The 18,777-nt window shown below is 66.9% G+C and carries 18 protein-coding genes; 15 read left to right on the plus strand and 3 right to left on the minus strand.

Annotated features, from left to right (window positions below):
* Positions 1–9: 9 nt before the first annotated feature.
* The gene (locus tag NIBR502770_RS18305; RefSeq protein ID WP_141182894.1) at positions 10–1,389 is read right to left on the minus strand and encodes an aldehyde dehydrogenase family protein; all 1,380 of its coding nucleotides are present in this window, start codon (positions 1,387–1,389) and stop codon (positions 10–12) included.
* Between the two features lie 160 nt (positions 1,390–1,549).
* On the opposite strand from NIBR502770_RS18305, the gene NIBR502770_RS18310 reads away from it, so the two are divergent.
* The 5 genes from NIBR502770_RS18310 to NIBR502770_RS18330 all read left to right on the plus strand — a co-directional run bounded on the left by NIBR502770_RS18310 (position 1,550) and on the right by NIBR502770_RS18330 (position 7,312).
* The gene (locus NIBR502770_RS18310; RefSeq protein ID WP_141182895.1) at positions 1,550–2,350 is read left to right on the plus strand and encodes an SDR family oxidoreductase; all 801 of its coding nucleotides are present in this window, start codon (positions 1,550–1,552) and stop codon (positions 2,348–2,350) included.
* A 151-nt stretch (positions 2,351–2,501) separates the two neighbouring features.
* The gene (locus NIBR502770_RS18315) at positions 2,502–3,341 is read left to right on the plus strand and encodes an IclR family transcriptional regulator (RefSeq protein WP_141182896.1); all 840 of its coding nucleotides are present in this window, start codon (positions 2,502–2,504) and stop codon (positions 3,339–3,341) included.
* A gap of 161 nt (positions 3,342–3,502) precedes the next feature.
* Positions 3,503–4,468, plus strand: coding sequence for a PDR/VanB family oxidoreductase (locus NIBR502770_RS18320; RefSeq protein ID WP_141182897.1), 966 nt, complete (start codon positions 3,503–3,505; stop codon positions 4,466–4,468).
* A gap of 45 nt (positions 4,469–4,513) precedes the next feature.
* Positions 4,514–5,713, plus strand: a complete 1,200-nt coding sequence (locus NIBR502770_RS18325) for a cytochrome P450 (RefSeq protein WP_141182898.1) — start codon at positions 4,514–4,516, stop codon at positions 5,711–5,713.
* 222 nt (positions 5,714–5,935) lie between these two features.
* Positions 5,936–7,312 (plus strand): MFS transporter, encoded by a 1,377-nt coding sequence (locus NIBR502770_RS18330; protein WP_141182899.1) that lies wholly within the window; start codon positions 5,936–5,938, stop codon positions 7,310–7,312.
* Between the two features lie 67 nt (positions 7,313–7,379).
* On the opposite strand, the gene NIBR502770_RS18335 is transcribed toward NIBR502770_RS18330, so the two are convergent.
* Positions 7,380–8,348 (minus strand): IS481 family transposase, encoded by a 969-nt coding sequence (locus tag NIBR502770_RS18335; RefSeq protein ID WP_141182900.1) that lies wholly within the window; start codon positions 8,346–8,348, stop codon positions 7,380–7,382.
* 173 nt (positions 8,349–8,521) lie between these two features.
* Between NIBR502770_RS18335 and NIBR502770_RS18340 the strand changes: the two genes are divergently transcribed.
* Together NIBR502770_RS18340 and NIBR502770_RS18345 are read left to right on the plus strand one after the other, a co-directional pair.
* The gene (locus tag NIBR502770_RS18340) at positions 8,522–9,187 is read left to right on the plus strand and encodes a GntR family transcriptional regulator (RefSeq protein ID WP_141182901.1); all 666 of its coding nucleotides are present in this window, start codon (positions 8,522–8,524) and stop codon (positions 9,185–9,187) included.
* Entirely contained in the window at positions 9,184–10,353 is a 1,170-nt protein-coding gene (locus NIBR502770_RS18345; protein ID WP_141182902.1) for an MFS transporter, read from the plus strand. Before NIBR502770_RS18340 ends, NIBR502770_RS18345 begins: the two co-directional genes overlap by 4 nt.
* Before the next feature lie 148 nt (positions 10,354–10,501).
* On the opposite strand, the gene NIBR502770_RS18350 is transcribed toward NIBR502770_RS18345, so the two are convergent.
* Entirely contained in the window at positions 10,502–11,302 is an 801-nt protein-coding gene (locus NIBR502770_RS18350; protein ID WP_141158741.1) for an IclR family transcriptional regulator, read from the minus strand.
* Between the two features lie 120 nt (positions 11,303–11,422).
* Between NIBR502770_RS18350 and NIBR502770_RS18355 the strand changes: the two genes are divergently transcribed.
* The 8 genes from NIBR502770_RS18355 (at position 11,423) to NIBR502770_RS18390 (ending at position 18,627) form a co-directional block, all read left to right on the plus strand.
* Positions 11,423–11,926, plus strand: a complete 504-nt coding sequence (locus tag NIBR502770_RS18355) for a tripartite tricarboxylate transporter TctB family protein (protein WP_141182903.1) — start codon at positions 11,423–11,425, stop codon at positions 11,924–11,926.
* A gap of 2 nt (positions 11,927–11,928) precedes the next feature.
* Complete coding sequence (locus NIBR502770_RS18360; RefSeq protein ID WP_141182904.1) at positions 11,929–13,431, plus strand: tripartite tricarboxylate transporter permease; 1,503 nt, start codon at positions 11,929–11,931, stop codon at positions 13,429–13,431.
* A gap of 51 nt (positions 13,432–13,482) precedes the next feature.
* A complete protein-coding gene (locus NIBR502770_RS18365; protein ID WP_141158738.1) occupies positions 13,483–14,490 on the plus strand; it encodes a tripartite tricarboxylate transporter substrate binding protein in 1,008 nt (335 codons plus the stop codon).
* Positions 14,491–14,515: 25 nt separating this feature from the next.
* A complete protein-coding gene (locus NIBR502770_RS18370; RefSeq protein ID WP_141182905.1) occupies positions 14,516–15,142 on the plus strand; it encodes a methyltransferase in 627 nt (208 codons plus the stop codon).
* A gap of 44 nt (positions 15,143–15,186) precedes the next feature.
* On the plus strand, positions 15,187–15,966 hold the full coding sequence (locus tag NIBR502770_RS18375) for an NAD(P)-dependent oxidoreductase (RefSeq protein ID WP_141182906.1): 780 nt from the start codon (positions 15,187–15,189) through the stop codon (positions 15,964–15,966).
* A 79-nt stretch (positions 15,967–16,045) separates the two neighbouring features.
* Complete coding sequence (locus NIBR502770_RS18380) at positions 16,046–17,383, plus strand: TRAP transporter large permease subunit (protein ID WP_141182907.1); 1,338 nt, start codon at positions 16,046–16,048, stop codon at positions 17,381–17,383.
* Between the two features lie 9 nt (positions 17,384–17,392).
* Complete coding sequence (locus tag NIBR502770_RS18385; protein WP_141182908.1) at positions 17,393–17,650, plus strand: hypothetical protein; 258 nt, start codon at positions 17,393–17,395, stop codon at positions 17,648–17,650.
* Positions 17,647–18,627 carry a cyclase family protein gene (locus tag NIBR502770_RS18390; RefSeq protein ID WP_141182909.1) on the plus strand — a complete coding sequence of 327 codons (981 nt, stop codon included), beginning with the start codon at positions 17,647–17,649 and terminating at the stop codon, positions 18,625–18,627. The genes NIBR502770_RS18385 and NIBR502770_RS18390 overlap by 4 nt, the downstream gene beginning before the upstream one ends.
* The last annotated feature ends 150 nt before the right edge of the window (positions 18,628–18,777 follow it).

Consider the following 18,777-nt stretch of genomic DNA (forward strand, 5'->3'; position numbering starts at 1 on the left):
GTGCGGGGGTCAGGCGTGCGGGCGGGCATTGATGACACGGGTTTCCAGGTATTCCTCCAGGCCCCAGCGGCCGCGCTCGCGGCCCACGCCGGAGGCCTTCCAGCCGCCGAACGGGGCGTCCGGTTCCACCACGGTGTGCTGGTTGACCCAGACCGTTCCTGCATCAATGCGGGAGGCAGTGGCGTAGGCCCGCTCCTGGTCCTGGCTCCACACCGATGCGCCGAGGCCGAATTCGCCGGCGTTCAGTCCCGCGATGGTGTCGTCGAGGCTGTCGTAGGCCACGATGGGCAGCGCCGCCCCGAACTGTTCATGCTCCACCAGGTCCATGCCGGGTTCGGCGTCGATCACTACGGTGGGGGAGAGGAAGTAGCCCGGCAGGTCGCAGTCGGCGGTTCCCCCGGAGAGGATGCGGGCACCGGCGCCCACGGCGGAATCCACCAGGCCGTGGACCAGCTTGAGCTGGGACTCGTTGTGCATCGGGCCCATGGTGGTGCCATCAGCAATGCCGTGGCCCAGCACATGGCGGGCTGCCTCGACGGCAATGGCCTCAGCAAGTTCCGCACTGCGGCTGCGCGGGACATAGACGCGCTTGACCGCCATGCAGACTTGGCCGGCGTTGCGGAAGGCGCTGCCCACAATGCCGCGGGCGGTGACTGCGATGTCCGCATCGTCCAGCACGATGGCAGGATCATTCCCGCCCAGTTCCATGGTGACGCGCTTAACCGTTGAGGCGGCCTGCTGCGCGATGGAGATGCCCACCTCCGTGGAACCGGTGAAGGAGATCTTGCGGATGCCCGGCGAGGTGCTCAAAGCAACGTTCACAGTCCGCCGCGAACTGGTCCGGACCTGCAGCACACCGGCGGGGAGGGCCTCGTTGAGCAGGTTCACCAGGGCAATCGTGGACAGGGGAGTGGATGGTGAGGGCTTGGCGACCACGGTGCAGCCGGCCACCAAAGCGGGGGCAAGTTTCACACAGAGCAGCGAGATGGGGAAGTTCCAGGGCGTGATGGTGCCAACGATGCCCACGGGCCGGTACTGGACCTCCAGGCTGCGGTCCGCGCGCGGGCTCAGCTGCTGTTCCGAGTCCCATTCCAGGTCGGCGTAGTACTCGAACAGCCCTGCGGCCACGGAGAATTCGCCGGCGGCCTCGGCCTTCGGTTTGCCCTGTTCCCGGGAGAGCAGGGTGGCCAGCGCGTCCAGGTCACGGCGGATCAGGGCCGCGCCTGCCAGCAGGGAATTGCGGCGGGCCTCCCGGTCCGCGGCCCAGCCGGCCGACGCCGCACGGGCGGCTGCCACCGCAGCCTCGACGTCCTGCGCGGTGTTTTCCGGAGCATGTCCAACGAGTTCAAGGGTGGCCGGGTCGTGGACCTCATACTGGGTTGCCGTCATGGTTTTGTCCTTTCGGCCGGGAGGGAAATTCTTATACCAGTGTCATGGCACCCGTCACTTCCCGGGGTGACCTTTCCGTCCAACGGAAAGTGTCCCTCAATCGCCCGGTCCCGCTTGCCACTATGGAGTGAAGCACGCCACGCACTAACGAGGAGTCTGCATGTCCCACGAGCAACTGCCCATCGTACTCACCGGGGTCTCCTCCGGAATCGGGGCACGTACCGCCCGCATCCTCGCCGCCCGCGGCATCCCGCTGATCGGCATCGACCGCAACCCACCCACTGAGTTCAGCGGCACATTTGTCCAAGCGGATCTCTCGAGCCAGGCCGGCATCGACGCCGCAGCGGCAGCAGTCACCGCCGCAGCGCCGCACGGCATCGCGGGCCTGGCGAACATCGCCGGCGTTCCTGGGACGGCCCCGTGGCGGACCGTGCTGGCGGTGAACGTATTCGGCGTCCGCGGGCTGGTCCGGGCGCTTGCGCCCTTGCTCGGCGAGGGCGGCGCCGTGGTGAACCTGGCCTCCAACGTTGCCGTGAACTGGCGGGAGGTCAAGGCAAAGTGCTCCGCTTTCGCGCTCGCCGAAGACCAAGCTGCCGCCTTGGAGTCCATTGCCGGCGACGACGGGGTGACGGGTGAGTCCTACCTCTTCTCCAAACAGTGCGTCCGGGTCCTCACCGAGCACCTGGCCGCCGAACTGCTGCCGCAGCGGATCCGGGTCAACAGCGTCAGCCCGGGACCCGTGGCCACTCCCATCCTCGAGGACTTCAAGAAAGACCACGGCCGCGACAAGGTGGAGGGCGCCGGTGCACTGCTGGGCCGCTTCGGCGACCCGGACGATATTGCCCCCGTCATCGACTTCCTGCTCCGCCCCGAATCGGGCTGGGTGAACGGCTCGGACATCCGCGTGGACGGCGGCCTGGGCGCCTACCGCGGCTCCGGCCTCGCCGCAGTACCCAAGTGAACCTTCTCCGCCCATGGAGGATGTGCCTACAGCAGGACGCCGTCACCTCGCCTGGCGTCCTGGGAGGCGCCGGCGTCGGGCGTTAAAATGGCAGGATGCAGCACCGCGCCACGGACGGCGCCGTGTCCTCCAGCGCGCAGAAGGGTGACCCATGGCTAACGCTGCCCCGGCAGGCCGGACCACCCGGCGCACGGGTCCGACGGCCGCGCCAAAGCGTCCAGCCGGCGACGACGGTGCTGCCGCACACCAGGCGGCCAGCGTCACGTCGCGCGCCCTGGCGCTGTTGGGCACTTTCGATACCGAGCATTCCGTTCAAAGCCTCAGTTCCATGGCCCGGAGGGCAGGGCTCCCGGTGGCCACCGCACACCGCCTGGCCGGTGATTTGGTGGCGTGGGGCGGCCTCGAGAAGGCGAACGGCGAATACCGTGTAGGCCAGCGGATATGGCGGCTGGGCCTGCTGGCACCCGCGCAGCAGAACATCGCCGAAGTGGCTGCACCTTTTATGCAGGACGTTCTCTTCGTCACCCACAACGTGGTGAACCTGTTCATTCTGGACGGCGAGGAGGTCCTGCTGGTGGAGCGGATGTCCGGCACCGGTGCCGGCCAGCCGTTCCGGCGCGTGGGCGCCCGCCTGCCCCTGCACGCAAGCGCCGCGGGCAAAATCATGCTCGCTTATGGAGCCAAGGACCTCTTTTCCTCCGCTGTCCAGCGGCTGGAGCCGCATACGCCGCGGACCATCACCCAACCCGGGCTGCTGGCTGCCGAGATCGAGCGGGTCCGTGCCAACGGCTACGCCACCACTGAGGAGGAAGCCGGCCCGGACAACTACGGCCTGGCCGTTCCGGTTTTCCTGCCGAACAAGCAGGTGGTGGCCGCGCTGGGCATCGTCACCCGGGGGCGCCCGGCCCCGGTGGGCAGTGTGGTTCCGGTGCTCAACATTGCCGCCCGGGGAATCGCCCGGCGGCTGGGCGTGGAGCATCTGCCGCAGTAGGCCAGATCTTTGCAGTTGCCCGGGCGCGAATCTTTCCGTTGGGTGGAAAGCCTTCCCCCGCCTGTGGCGTGGAACACCTAACCTCAACTTAGACCAATGAGGCCGGGCTACCGGCCATAGCCTGCCCGGCAGGCGAGCCATTCCACAGGAAGTGAACCCCCATGAGTGCATCTGCAGGAGCCACTATCGACGCCGTGGTGGACCAGGTGGACGTTGTGGCGGACCAGGTGGTTTCCCTGGTCCTGCGACGGGCTGATGGCCAGCCGTTCCAGCCCTGGCAGCCCGGCGCTCACATCGATGTCCACGTAGGCGATGGCCTTATTCGCCAGTACTCCCTGTGTTCCTCGCCTGACGAACTGGACCACCTGCGCATCGGTGTGCTGCACGTGCCGGATTCCCGTGGCGGATCAAAAGCAGTGCACGCCCTGTTGGCGGGCACGCCCCTGACCATTTCCGAACCCCGCAACAACTTTCCGCTGCGCGAGTCGCGGCGCTACCTCTATATCGCCGGCGGCATTGGCATCACCCCGCTCATTCCCATGCTGGAAGCGGCCCAGGCTGCAGGCAAGGAATGGACCCTGATCTACGGCGGCCGGAGCCGGAACACCATGGCCTTCGCGCAGCAGCTGGAGGACCTGTACGGGACTGACCGGATCAGGATCATCGCCGAGGACGAAGCCGGCCGGCTCGACCTGGACCAGATTCTTGGCATGCCGCGGGCGCACATGCTGGTGTACGCGTGCGGACCCGGCGGCCTGCTCGGCGCGGTGGAGGAACGCTGCATGGGCTGGCCGCCGGGCGCCCTGCACACGGAGCGTTTCGTCGCCTCCACACTGGGTGCCGCCGCCGCCAACGCCCCGTTCGAGGTGGAGCTGGCCCGGACCGGGACCACCGTCACCGTGCCGAATGACAAGACCATCCTCGAAGCGGTGGAGGAAGTGGGCGTGCGCGTCCTGTCCTCCTGCCGCGGCGGCCTGTGCGGCACTTGCGAAACCCAGATCATTGCGGGTGAGCCGGAACACCGGGACGCAGTGCTCACCCAGGAGGACCGGGATGCGGGCGAAATCATGCTGGTCTGCGTCTCGCGGGCCGCCGCGGGATGTTCGCGGCTCGTCCTGGACCTCTAGCCACAACCTCTTCCCTGCCAAGTTCCGTCCCCAGGAGTGTTTCCCATGACCGTTACCACCCACGACGCCAATGTGTTGGACGAGGATCCGTTCGACACCGCAAACCTCCTGGACCCCTATCCGTTCCTGGGCCGGCTCCGCGACGCCGGAGCCGTGTCCTACTTGGAGAGTGCGGGCAGCTACGCCGTGGCCGGGTACCAGGAGGTCTACGAGGTCCTGACCGACTTCGAAACCTATATCTCCTCCGGCGGCCTGGGCCCGCGGGACATCCGCAAGGACTCTGGCTGGCGTCCGCCGAGCATCCTGGAATCGGACCCGCCCATTCACACCGTCATGCGCCGCGCCCTGACCGGCGTCATTAACCCCGGCACGGTGCGTGCCCTCCGCGAGCCGTTCACGCCGCCTGCCGTGGAGCTGACGGAGCAGCTTGCCCGCCGCAACCGGTTCGACGCCATTACGGACCTCGCCGAAAAGTACCCCCTCCGTGTCTTCCCCGACGCGGTTGGGATTCCCGACGTCGGACGTGAACACCTGCTGCCGTACGGCAACATGGTGTTCAACGCGTTCGGTCCGGAGAACTACATCTTCAAGCAGGCTTTCGCACAGGGCGACGAGCACGCCGCCGCGGTGATGCGGAACTGCCAGCGCGAAAACCTGGACGACACCGGGTTCGGCGCCCAGATCTGGAAGCGCGTGGAGGACGGGCTGATCACCGAGCAGCAAGCCACGCTCCTGGTCCGCGCCCTGCTGTCCGCCGGCGTGGACACCACCATCTTCGGCATCGGCAACACGCTCTCCGTGCTGGCGCGCTACCCGGAAGCCTGGGCCCAGCTGCGGGAAAACCCGAAGATGGCGAAGTTTGCCGTGGATGAGGCGCTGCGCCTGGAATCGCCGTTCCAAAAGTTCCACCGGACCGTCGCGGTGGACACCGTCCTGGGCGGAGTACATATCCCTGCCGGGGCCAAGGTCCTGGTGTTCCTCGGCGCCGCGAACCGTGACCCGCGCAAGTGGGGTGAGAACGCTGATGACTTCGATCTCAACCGCAATGCATCGGGCCACGTCGCGTTCGGGATGGGCCTGCACCAGTGTGTGGGGCAGCCGATCGCCCGGCTCGAAATGGAAATTGTGCTGCAGCAGCTGCTGGAGCGGGTGGCCACCATCGAACCTGCCGGCGCCCCGGTGCCCATCCTGCACAACGTGCTCCGCGGGTTTGAGTCCCTCCCGGTGCGCGTCACGGCCGCATAGGCAGGACCTTCCGGGAGGCCGGGTGCCTCCCGGGGGATGTCTCCTTCCCCGGATAGCGCTTGCCCGTTGACGTAACGCACGTCACCTTCTATATTGGATGAATCGATTCAAGAGCTGTCGCCCGATCCCCTCTCCGGCGGGTTGCGGCGCGGACACCGCCAAAGCCTCAGCTGCCACCAGCGGTCCGGTTCCTTGCCAATGAAGACGAAGGACATAAGCACCATGAGCACCACCCCAACCCGCGTCGTACATGCTGGCCAGGAAGGCGCAACCGGTCCCCGAGACCCGCGGAAAGCGGCGATGAGCGGCTGGATTGGAAGTGCCCTTGAGTACTACGATTTCGCGCTGTATTCGCTGGCCGCCACGCTCATCTTTCCCACCATCTTCTTCCCCGCAGAGAACCCGACCGTTGGGATCATTGCTTCCCTTGCTACCTATGCGGTGGGCTACGTCTCCCGCCCGGTAGGCGCCGTCGTCCTAGGGGCCTACGGGGACCGGCACGGTCGCAAGAAGGTGCTCGTCTTCGCCATGCTGCTCATGGGCTTCGCGACTTTCGCCGTCGGGCTCCTGCCCACGTACGGGACGGTGGGCCTCCTCGCCCCGGCCCTGCTGGTGATCCTCCGCCTGATCCAAGGCTTCGCGGTGGCCGGCGAACTGGGCGGTGCCAGCGCGATGATCGTCGAACACTCGCCGGATGCCCGGCGCGGATTCTTCGCCAGCTTCAGCCTCCAGGGCACGCAGGTGGGGTCAATCCTGGCCACCGCCGTCCTGCTGCCGCTCGCCGCCCTCCTCCCGGCTGACCAGTTCGGTGCCTGGGGCTGGCGCATCCCATTCCTGCTCAGCGCCGTCGTCATTTTCGCCGGCTACCTCATCCGCCGCCGGGTGACCGAACCCCCTGCGTACGCCGCGCAGTCCGGGCCGGCCCAGGCGCGGCAGCGCTTTCCGCTGGCCGAGCTCCTGCGCACCCGGCCGGGCGCACTGCTCCGCTGCATCCTGATGACCTTCACCAACGTCATCGGCATGGCCACCCTGATCTTCGGCGTCTCCTTTGCCACCCAGAAGGGCTACGGCAACGGCTTCTCCAGCAGCGAGTTCCTGTGGGTGACGCTGGTGGCCAATATCGCGGCAGTGGCCACCATTCCGGTGTTCGGCGCACTGTCCGACAGGATTGGCCGGCGGATGCTGATGGCGGCCGGAGGCGTTATCGGTGGCGTCCTGGTGACCGGATACCTCTGGGCCATCGAGCAGGGGAGCCTGCCGCTGGTCTTCGTCTGCGTGGTGATCGTGCAGGGCATCTTTTTCCAGATGTGGAACGCAACCTTCGCCACGTTCTTCCAGGAGCAGTTCCCCATGCGGATCAGGGTCACCGGCTTCGCGGTGTCGCAGAACATCGGACTCATGATTGCGTCGTTCTTCCCGAGCATCTTCACGGCGATCGCCCCTCCTGGCTCCGCCAACATCCCGCTGACCATCGGGCTGGCCACGCTCGGCATCTGCCTGGTCTCGGCCGTGGCCACCCTGATGTCCTCCGATACCAGGGGCGCCACCCTGGAGGACCTCGAGGGACGGAAGGCCGGGCGGACCGCGGAGCCCGCTTAGTCCCGATAGGAAACGAAGAAGGGGCAGCACTTGCTGCCCCTTCTTCGTGTGCCTGCACGCGGCCCCGCTAGCTGTATTGACCTGAGAGGTTGATGACGCGGCTGGCCGGTGTCTTACCTTTGAGTGCAGTGTGGGCTCGATGGTGATTGTAAGCATGGAGCCAGTCGGGGAAAGCAGCAACTCGCTCGGCTTCTGAGCGGTAGGGGCGGATGTAGGCCCATTCCTCAAGCATGGTGCGGTTGAACCGTTCGACTTTGCCGTTGGTTTGTGGTCTGTAGGGGCGGGTGCGTTTGTGTTTGATATTCGGACCCAGCGCTTCGGCGAAAGCATGGGACCGGTAGCAGTTCCCGTTGTCAGTCAGAACACGTTGGACGGTAACTCCGTGTTCTTTGAACCAGGCGTTTGCCCGCACCCAGAAGCCTGCTGCCGTTTCCTTGGTTTCGTCAGTGAGGATCTCGGTGTAAGCCAGTCGTGAGTGGTCATCCACGGCATTGTGGAGGTAGTGGTAGCCGGGCCGGCGGTTGGCCTTGGTGCCGGTCTTGTTCTTCCAGCCAGCGGTCCTGCCCACGACTCGATGTCCGCCGCCATCGGGGATCCGGCCCAGCTTCTTGATGTCCACGTGGACCAAATCCCCCGGCCTGTCGTGTTCATAGCGGCGGATCACTCGTCCTGTGCCGCGATCGAGCCAGGTTAGTTTCGCCAGCCGGTAGCGGGACAGTACCCGGTGGACGGTCGAGGGGTGCAGACCCAGCAGATAGCCGATCCTGGCAGGGCCCCACCGGCGGTTCACACGCACGGCGATGATCCTCCGTTCGGTACGCGTAGCAGTCCTGCGGGGCGAGGAATGTGGCCGACTCGAACGGTCCACCATTCCTTCGGGTCCCTCCTCGCGGTAGCGCTTCGCCCAACGTTCAGCAGTCGGGACCGAAACCTGAAACCGCTCCGCGGCACGGCGCAGGCTCCAGCACTGATCAACAACACACTGCGCGAGCTGTAACCGGCCACGAGGAGTGAGGAAAGCATTAGGGTGGGACACGAAGACCTCCGTGTGTGGAAAAAGGACTCTAGACAAGCCCCACTCCACCCGGAGGTCTTCTTCATGTCACCAAACCACGCCGGGCGTCACTAACGTCTGTGGTCAATACAGCTAGCCGGGGAGATCATGTGTATAGATGTATACAAGTATGATGGCTGCTGGAGGTCTAAACGATGCCAGAGTCACCCACCCGGAACACAGGGGCCCATCTTGTCTACGCCGAGCTGAAACGCCGCATCCTGAGCCTTGAGCTGAAACCCGGGGAACGCATCTACGAACCGGCGATGGCGTCGGCGCTGCAGGTGAGCCGAACGCCGCTGCGCGAGGCCATCCGGCGCCTCATCTCCGAGGGCCTCCTGGAGCAGCAGCCCACCGGCGGGGTGCTGGTGCCGGCGCTGGACGAAGGCGCCATCTCGGAACTGTACGAGGTCCGCGCGGCAATGGAATCACTGATGGCACGCAACGCCTGCCTGAAAGCAACGCCGGGCGACGTCGAAGACCTCAAGGGCATCCTGGAACGCAACGCAGCCATGGTGACGTTCGCCGACGACGCCATGCGGCAGGGCATGGCGCTGCACGCCAAAATCGCCGCGATCGCCGGCAACTCCTGGGCCCGCCGCTTCCACGGCCAGATCTCGAGCCACATGGAACGGTACCGGCACTTCACCAACAGCACGCAGGAGCGCCGCCACCAGGCCCTCGCCCAGCACCGGATCCTGGTGGATGCAGTGGCCAGTGGCGATCCGGAGAAGGCCGCCGCCATCGCGTTCGAGCACGTGATGGGCGCCCGGGACGCTGCGGTGCGGGCCATCTCCGGCGCCACCGGCGCCGGCGCATGATCGGCGAACTGGGGCGGCGCACGTCCACCGCCCTGCTGGTCCATTCCGCGCTGATCCAGGCCGTCACCTTCCTGGTCCGCCCGGCAGCCACCTACCGTGCGCTTGAACTCGATGTCCCCGGGTTCGCCCTGGGACTGCTGGCCGCCAGCTACGCCGTCTTTCCGCTGCTGCTCGCCGTGCCCACGGGCGGCCTGGTGGACCGACTGGGTGAGCGCCGGCTCATGGCGACCGGGTCCGCCGTCGTCCTCTCCTGCTCTGCCTTCCTGCTGCTGTGGGGCTCCTCGATCGTGGCCCTGGTCATCGGAACCGCGCTGCTGGGCGCCGGGCAGCTGGCATGCGTCGTGGGGCAGCAGGCGGTGGTGGCCAATAATGCGGCCTCGACCCGCATGGACTCCGCGTTCGGATACCTGACGTTCGCCGCATCCCTGGGGCAGGCCCTGGGGCCGCTGGCGATTTCCCTGGTGGGCGGCGCTTCCATCCGGCCGGACACCCGGGCGATCTTCCTTCTTTCGGTCGTCATGGGCCTGGTGCTGTTCGCCACCACCTTTGTTGTCCCGGCCCATGTCAGCGCCCGGAGGAAGAAGGCGGTTTCCGCCGGGACGGGCAGCGCGGTATCGCTGCTGAAGTCACCCGGCGTGGCCCGTGCCCTCGCCACCAGCGCCACCGTGCTGGGCGTGGTGGACCTGACCATGGTCTACCTGCCGGCCCTCGGCGCCGACCGGGGACTCACCTCGGCCACCGTGGGCGCCATGCTGACCGTCCGCGCCGTCTTCTCCATGGTGTCGCGGCTCCTGCTGGGCAGGGTGTCCCGGAGGATTGGCCGGATGCGGCTGCTGGTGGTGAGCCTGGCCTTGTCCACCGCGGCGCTGGCAGCCGCAGCCGTTCCCATGCCGGCGTGGCTGCTCTTTGGTGTGATGGCCGTGCTGGGGCTGGGCCTGGGCATCGGCCAGCCGCTGACCATGTCGTGGCTTTCGGCGCAGGCGCCGACTGGGCAGCGGGGGCGGGCACTGGCCCTGCGGCTCGCCGGCAACCGGGTGGGGCAGGTGGTCCTGCCCAGTGCCATCGGCGTCGTTGCCGCCGGGCTGGGCGCGGGCGGCGTGTTCCTGGCGTCGGCCGTCGTGGTGGGCGGGACGCTCCTGCTGCTCCGCGGGGTGCAGCTGGATTAGCGGTCCTCGCGTCACGCCGGGCAGGCTTTCAGGCGGCGGACGACGGCGGTGCCCCGGCTTTGCGGGGCTTCACCGCCCCAGGCGCGCCGAGAGGGTGCCGTGCGTGACGCCGTCGTCCGCCTTGTTGTTGGGGTAGGCGGTCAGGGGGTCAGTAAACGGAGCCCTCGAGCAGCTCGGAGAGCCGGCTGGCGGCACGGCGCAGTTCCGGAACGTTGGCTTTGATTTTCTCCTCTGTCGTCGCTTCCGCAGGGCAGTTCAACGCCATTGATTCGTTGGCGCGGCCGGCTCTGTTCGTCAATGCCACCCCTACGGAGAGCACGCCAAGCACGCGCTCATTCGCTGAATAGGCGTAGTCACAGCCGGGCTCGGGCAGCCGCGACTTCAGTTCCTCTATCGTGAATCCCTGCTCCTCGTGACCGGAGGCAATTGCGGCCGCTACCACCTGTTTGAGTTCAGCGTCGGTGGCACCCGCGATCAGGATCTTTCCCGCCGCGCCGCGCGTCAGCGGGAGGCGCTTACCCAGCGGCAGGTCATACTGCATGGGCGCTTCACCTTGGACCCTTGCCACCAGAATCCGCTCAAACCCGAGCCGGGTGTGCAGGGAAACAGACATTCCCGTCTGGGTCGCGAGTTGCTGCAGAACCGGGCGGCCCGCGACCGCCAGGGGATCGTTCTCCAGAAAGCTCTTTGCCGCCGGGAGTACGGCCGGGCCGATCCGGTAGGACTTGTCCTTCTGGCTCACCATGCCGAAATCCTGCAGCACCCGCAGGATCCGCAGCGTGGTGGGCAGGCTCATGCCGCAGTTCCGGGCCAGGTCACTGAGCCGCTGCGGCCGCTCGGCCCGCTGCAACTCGGCAAAGACCTCCATGGCCCTCGAAAGGGAGCGCATGTTCGAGGACTTGGGGCCCTCTTCTGCCGTGCCGGCCGTGGTGGAAGTCGTCGTCGCCATTCTTTCATTCTATGTAAGTTCTTTGCGCTTGACAGTCCCTGTGTCTCCTGTCACTATTTCTCAGTACGCAATATAGTTTCATTCTGTGAAACGCAATGACGCGCAGTGAAAAGGAAGCTCATGACAACGGAGTCAGTCACGATCAAAGCAGGGAGCACCATTCGGGTTGCCCCCGGTGTGCTGGCGGGGATCGGCGCCTTCGCCGCCGTCGGAATCTATGTCCTGGTGAGCTCGGTGAGCCTGGGCCTTTGGACGTCACTTGGCCCGGGTGCCGGACTGTTCCCCTTCGCAATGGGGGCACTCCTGGTGGCGATGTCGGCCATCTGGCTCCTCCAGGAACTCCGCCGGCCGAGCGCCAGGGGCAAGGGCGTGGACAAGGGCGTGGTCATCTCCGTCGTGGCCAGCCTGGTCATCCTGGCATCCGTGATGGACCTGCTGGGCTTCCAGTTGAGCATGTTCGCGTTCCTGCTGTACCACCTGAAAATCCGCGGACGCCGGGCGTGGGTGCCCTCCCTGATCATCGCCCTGGCGGGGAGCGTTGGCGCCTTCTACGCCTTCAACTACGGCCTGAACGTGGCTCTTCCCGTCTCGGCATTTGCTCCGCTGAACCTGATCGGACTCTAGGCATGGAAACCCTCAACGAACTGCTGGGCGGTTTTGCCACCGCCATGACCTGGCAAAACCTGCTGTTTGCCTTCCTCGGCTGCCTGCTCGGCACCATCATCGGCGTCCTGCCCGGCGTGGGGCCCGTCGCGGGCGTGGCACTGCTCATCCCGCTAACGCTCAACCTCGACCCTGCAGGGTCCATCATCATGCTGTGTGCCATCTTCTACGGCACCCAGTACGGCGGCACCATCACCAGCGTCCTGCTGAACACCCCCGGTGAAGCGTCATCGGCCATCACCACCATCGACGGCTACGCCATGACCAGGATGGGGAGGGCCGGAGCGGCACTTACGCTGGCCGCCGTCGGCTCATTTATCGGCGGCACCATCGCCACCGTCGGCCTGGTCGCCGCAGCCAAGCCGCTCGGCGAGATGGGCCTGCTGGTGGGGCCGCCCGAATTCTTCGCCCTCATGGTGGTGGGCATCTCCCTGCTGGTTGCCCTCGCCGGAAAATCCATGGTCAAGGCACTGATCTCCGGAGCCCTGGGCCTGCTGATCTCCATGGTGGGCATCGATCCCGTGGCCGGAGCACCGCGCTTCACCTTCGGGATCGACAACCTGATGGACGGGGTCAGCTTCGTTGCCGTCATCGTCGGCGTCTTCGGGCTCTCCGAAATCCTCTCCTTCCGCCGGAACGAGCCCACCCCGGTGGTGCACGCCCCCGGTTTCCGGCAGCTGTTCCCGTCACGGACGGAATGGCGCCGCAGTGCACCCGCCATGGCCCGCGGCACCGGCGTCGGCTTCGGCCTGGGCCTCATTCCCGGCATGACCGGGTCCGTGTCCTCGCTCCTTTCCTACGCCACGGAAAAGCGGTTCTCGCGTTTCCGCCACGAACTCGGCAAGGGGGCCGTCGAAGGCGTCGCCGGTCCGGAGACCGCCAACAACGCCCACGCCAATGCTGCCCTCATCCCGCTGTTCACCCTTGGCATTCCCGCCTCGCCCACCATCGCCGTGCTGATGGGCGCATTCCTGCAGCAGGGCCTCACCCCCGGACCCAGCCTGTTCACGGAGCACTCGGAGATCGCCTGGGCCATCATCGCCAGCCTCTTCATCGGCAACGTCCTCCTCCTGCTGCTGAACGTCCCGCTCGTGGGGCTCTGGACGTCCATCCTCCGCGTGCCCACCCCGATCCTGACGGCAGTCATCCTCGTGTTCATGGTCATCGGGGCCTACACCATCAACTTCAGCGTCTTTGATGTCTACGTCATGATCGGCTTCGGCCTCCTTGGCCTGGCACTGCGGAACCTCGACGTCCCCCTGGCTCCGATGGTGCTCACCCTGGTGCTCGGGCCGCTGATGGAACGCTCCCTGCGCGAATCGCTGGAAATCTCCCAGGGCGACTTCACCGTCTTCACCAGCCGTCCCATCTCCGCCGTCCTGATCGGCATCGGCCTGCTCATCATCTGCAGTCCGCTGCTCAAACTCCGCAAGCCGAAGGCCCTCATGGAGGACCCGGAGGCCTGACTCCCAACCCCGTAACCCCCTACACCCGCACCCCTTCAAAGGAGAAGAACCATGTCACGCAAGAAGATCTTCGCAGCAGTCGCAGCCGCGTCCCTGCTCGCCCTCACCGGCTGCGGCGCCAACGCCGGAGCCAGCAATTCCGGTGCGGCCGCCGGCGACTTCCCCAAGAAAGGTAAGTCCATCGACCTGATCGTGGCCTTCTCGTCGGGCGGCGCCGTGGACACCGCCGCCCGGCTCATCCAGCCGGTCCTCGAAAAGGAACTCGGCACCAACGTCGAGGTCATCAACAAGCCCGGTGCCGGCGGCCAGATCGGCTATACAGCCCTGACCGGTGCCAAGCCGGACGGCTACACCATCGGTGCCACCGGATCACCCTCGGTGGTGGTCTCACCCCTGGACCCGGCCCGCGGCGCGAAGTACACCAGGGACAGTTTCCAGCCGCTGGGCCGGCAGGTGATCGACCCCACCGTCATCGCCGTCCAGCCGGACAGCCCGTACCAGACCCTGAAAGAGCTGCTGGACGCGGTCAAGGCCAAACCGAAGTCACTCACCGCCAGCACCACCGGCATCCAGACCGGCGAACACTTCGCCCTGGCCCAGATCCAGGAAAGCACCGGCTCGGAGTTCGCGCCGGTCCACTTCTCCGAGGGCGCCTCGCAGGCCACCACCGCGTTCCTGGGCAAGCATGTTGACGTCCTGGTGGCCAACGTCAGCGACGTAAACGACCTCAGCAAGCAGGGCAAGGCACGCGTGCTGGGCGTCATGTCCGGGGACCGCGCCCCCTCACTGCCGGAGATCCCCACGTTCAAGGAGTCCGGCTACGACCTGACCGCGGGGACTGCCCGCGGATACTCCGCTCCCGCCGGACTCCCGGCTGACGTGGCCAAAAAGCTCGAAGCCGCCATCGAGAAGGCCATCGAAGACCCCGCCGTGGTGCAGAAGATGAAGGACCTGGGCCTGCAGACCAGCTACCTCAACGGCACCGACTACCAGAAGTTCTGGGCAGGCCAGGAGGACGACTTCAAGAAGGTCCTTCCCCTGGTCCAGAAAAAAGACTGATCCACACCCCCTAAGGAACCCCACCATGACAACTCCAGCCATCGACACCAGCGCCGACTTTGCCCGCCCCGACCCGGGCATCGTGGACCGGCTCGCCAAGCTGCCCGCCGCCAACATCGGCGACGCCATGGACCGGCTCGGCGTGGCGGACTCCGCCATCCAGGCCGTCTGGCCCGGTGCGAAGCTTGCCGGACCGGCGTTCACCGTGTGGACCCGTCCCGGCGACAACAAGGGCATCCACGCCGCCCTGCAGCTGGCCCGTCCAGGTGACGTCATTGTGGTCGCCGGCGGTGCCGATCAATCCCGCGCCCTCCTTGGCGAACTGATCGGGGAGCGCGCCATCAACCTCGGCGTAGCGGGCTTCGCGCTGGACGGAGCAGCGCGCGACGCCGAGGCGCTGGGCGAGATCGGCATGCCCGTCTTCGCCCGGGCTACTTCGCCCGCCGGTCCCTACAAGGACGGCCCCTTCAGGCTGGGAACCGCCGTCGCCTTCGGCGGCGTCCCCGTCCTGCCCGGCGATGTCATCGTCGGTGACTCCGACGGCGTGGTGGTCATCCCCCGGGACCAGGCCGCCGCCGTCGCCGAAGCCGCCGAAGCAGTGTTCGCGGACGAGACCGGCCGACGCCAGGCAATCGTCGCCGCCCGCAACTGAACCGCCCCGCCACCAGAACGTCACCAGAAGGAACAGAGCAAACCATGACAGCGTGCACCGTCATTGGCCTCGGCGAAGCCGGAGCCACCTACGCCGCAGCGCTCGCAGCTGCGGGCCACCAGGTCACCGGGTTCGACCCCGTGGCCCCCACCACGCCGGAGGGCGTCACCCGGAGGGCCACCGCGGCCGAAGCATGTACCGGGGCTGAGATCGTCCTGGTGATGACCGGAGCCGCCGCCGCTCGCAGCGTGGCACAGGAATGCCTGCCGGTCCTTGGCGACGGCAGCGTCTACGCCGACTTCACATCATCCTCCCCTGGCGTCATGCAGGAACTCGGACAGCTGCCCGGCAAAGCCCACTTTGCCGACGTCGCCATCCTTGGACCCGTCTCCGCGCTGGGGGAAAAGACCCCGCTCATGGTGAGCGGTCCAGGCGCCCAGGCCGTTGCGGGCCTGTTGCGACCCCTCGGCGTGCAGGTGGAAATCGCTGACGGCGAGCCAGGTGCAGCGATGGCCCACAAACTGCTCAGGAGCGTGCTCATGAAGGGCATGGCGTCCGTCGTGGTCGAAGCGGTCACGGCCGGCCAGGCGGCCGGCCTGGAGGATTGGATCCGCGGCCAGATCGCGAACCAGCTGGCGGGGGATGGCCAGGCTGTCATTGACAGGTTCCTCACCGGAACCGCCAAACACGCCGTCCGCCGCTCCAAGGAGATGCAGGACACCGCCAGCTATCTTTCGGACCTCGGCGTCCCGGCCGAGATGACCACCGCCTCCGCCGCCGCCCTCGCCCGGATGGCGCAGGCCACGGAACCGGCCTTGCGCTGACCGCACAGCAGGGCACAATCAGGAACGGGAAAAACGTGATTTCAACATCAACCGGCATTCCGCCGACAGGAGCAGCAGCATGATTGGCATCTGGGCACTGGGCGCCTACCTTGCCGTCATCCTGCTCTGGACGACAGCAATCAAGCGCAGCGTGGGGGAGGCCATGATCCTGGGCTTCCTGGTGGTCCTGCCGTTTACCGGGGCCGCCGCGGCACAGGTGGGTTGGTCGGCACTCTCTTCGGCAGCGACCGACGAGATCGTCTACGCCACCATGGCCTTCGTCTTCATGGGCTACCTGCTGGACAAGGGCGGCGTCCTGGACCGGCTGATCGACCTGCTGAACTCGCTCATCGGCGGAGTCAAGGGCGGCCCGGCCTGGGTCTCCACGGTAGCCTCCGCAGGCCTGGGCGGAGTGGTCCACAACCAGGCTGCCATCGCCGCGACGGTAGGCTCGGTGACCATTCCCTGGATGGAAAAGTCCAAGCTCGACAAGCCTGCCGCAGCAACCCTCGTGGCCGGGAACGCGGGAATGGGAATCACCTTCCCGTTCAGCGCCTCCATGTTCGTCCTGGTCGGCTCCGCCACGGTAGGGCCCCTGCTGAACATCAACGCCCTCGTCCTTCCCCTGCTGTTCGGCGGCCTGTGGTGTTTCCTCCACCGGCTCATCGTCACCTGGATGCTCATCAGGAAAAGCGGGATGGCACCTCTCGACGCCGCCCACCGCCTGTCCGTCCGGACCGCGTTCGGCCAGGGCTGGGCCACGCTCCTGCTGTTCGTCGTCGTCGCCATCCCCCTTGCCATCACTTCCGGGTTCCTCACCTCGGCCCTCTCCGACTGGACCGGCGGCGATGTCAGCAAGTCCGTCAGCGTGATCGTCTGGATCCCGGTGGTGCTCCTCATCACTGGTGCGCTGCTGGGCAGGAAGCGGCTGCCCCGCACCGGCCGGGACTGGGGAACCTTGCTGCAGGGCTCGGCCCCGCGGTTCGGCATCGTCGGCGTCACGGTGCTCTTCGCTTTCGCCGGCGCCAACGCGCTCGCCGCCACCGGCCTGCCCAAGCAAATGACCGCCCTGCTGAACGGGCTGAACCTTCCCCTCTGGCTGCTCGCCATCCTGATCGGGCTGATCGTCATCGCGGTCGCGGCCCCGCTTTCCGCCACCGCCACGATGGCCGCCGTGGGAACGGTGGGCGTTGCCGCCCTCGTGGCTGCCGGGGTGCCCGCCACCACTGCCGCCGTCGCCGTCCTTATTTTCTCCTCCTGCGAGGCCGCGGTCCCGCCCGGTGGTGCACCGCTCTATGTGGCCTGCGGCATCGCGGACGTCAATCCCATCAAGACCTTCGCCCGCCTGCTCACCCACTATGCGCTGCCCCTGCTGGTCATCGGCGTGCTGATCATCCTCGGCATCCTGCCCATCTAAGGAACCACCATGAACACACCCCGAAGGTTCATCCAAACCGTCTTCACCCTCACTCTTGGCCTCCTCCTCGTCGGCGGCGTCCTGTTCGTTGCCGGGCAGGCCGCGGGCCTCGTGGCCGGGCAAAACGCCTGGCTCGAGTTCTTCAACACCTACGTCAAACCGCCCGTCTGCATTGCCGCATCGGTGTGCGCCGTGGCCGGGTTCCTGCTCAGCTACCAGCGCCCCCGGAAACAGGCCGAACAGCAGCAGGAGGCCACCACGCGATGACCGCATCCGGAACCTTTCCCACCTTCGCGGAGCTCCTGGCGAGGGAGGGCAACCTGGCGGGTACATCGTGGGGGCTGTTCCCGGAACCGGGCAGGGGCACGCCGTCCTTCATCACGCCGGCTGCCCTCCTTGAGGCCAGGAACAGCATCCGGTCCGGGACCGTGTTCGGGCTCGACTATCCCGCAGATGCCTTTGACCCGGGGATGTCGCTCAAACGCAGCGCGCCCCGGCACACCATCTACTCCTCCCACCCTGCCCACCGGGATGACTACCTGGACGGGTATTACCTCCAGGGGTCGACGCAGATTGACGGACTCCGGCACCGCCGTGCCGATGACGTTGGCTTCTACAACGGCGTCCCGGACCACCGGATCACCGAAGGCACACCGGACCTTGGCATCCAGGAATGGGCGGAGCACCCCATCGCCGGGCGGGGAGTCCTGGTGGACCTCGACGGTTTCCGGAAAAGCGTGGGGGAGCCCATCGACCATGCAGGCGGGGAACCGCTGGGCCTGGACCTGCTCCAGGCGGCCATGGAGTCCCAGTCCCTGACCACCCGTCCCGGCGACATCCTCCTGCTCCACACAGGGTGGTGCGAATGGTTCCTCGGGCTGGACCCGGAGGAGAAGCAGCGCCTCCGTGAGAGCCGGAAGGCAACGGGCGTGGTGCAGTCGCAGGAGTTCGTCGCCTGGGCCTGGGACAGCCGGTTTGCCGTCGTCGCCGCCGACACCTTCGCCGTCGAATGCCTCCCCGCCGTCCCGGACAGCCCCTACCGGGAGTCCGCCTTCAACGACCACGGCATGATGCACCAGCAGCTCCTGGCCAAGCTGGGCATGCCGCTCGGGGAGCTGTGGCGGCTCGGCCCCCTGGCCCGGCACATGCGGTGCACGGGCACGTGGGATGCATTCATCAGCATCAAGCCGCTGAACATCACCGGCGGCACCGGCTCCCCGGCCAACGCCACCGCCGTCATGTGAGCTGAGGCTGCACCCGCGTCACGGGGGGCATACTTTCAAGCAGCGCACGACGGCGGTACCCCGGGTTTCCGCGGCTTCCCCGCCTATGGTGGGGCGAAAGCGTGCCGTGCGTGACGCCGTCGTCCGTCCTAGTCCTGCCGGGGCGTCCCA

Origin of the sequence: Pseudarthrobacter sp. NIBRBAC000502770 (assembly GCF_006517815.1) — a bacterium.
Classification (GTDB): domain Bacteria; phylum Actinomycetota; class Actinomycetes; order Actinomycetales; family Micrococcaceae; genus Arthrobacter; species Arthrobacter niigatensis.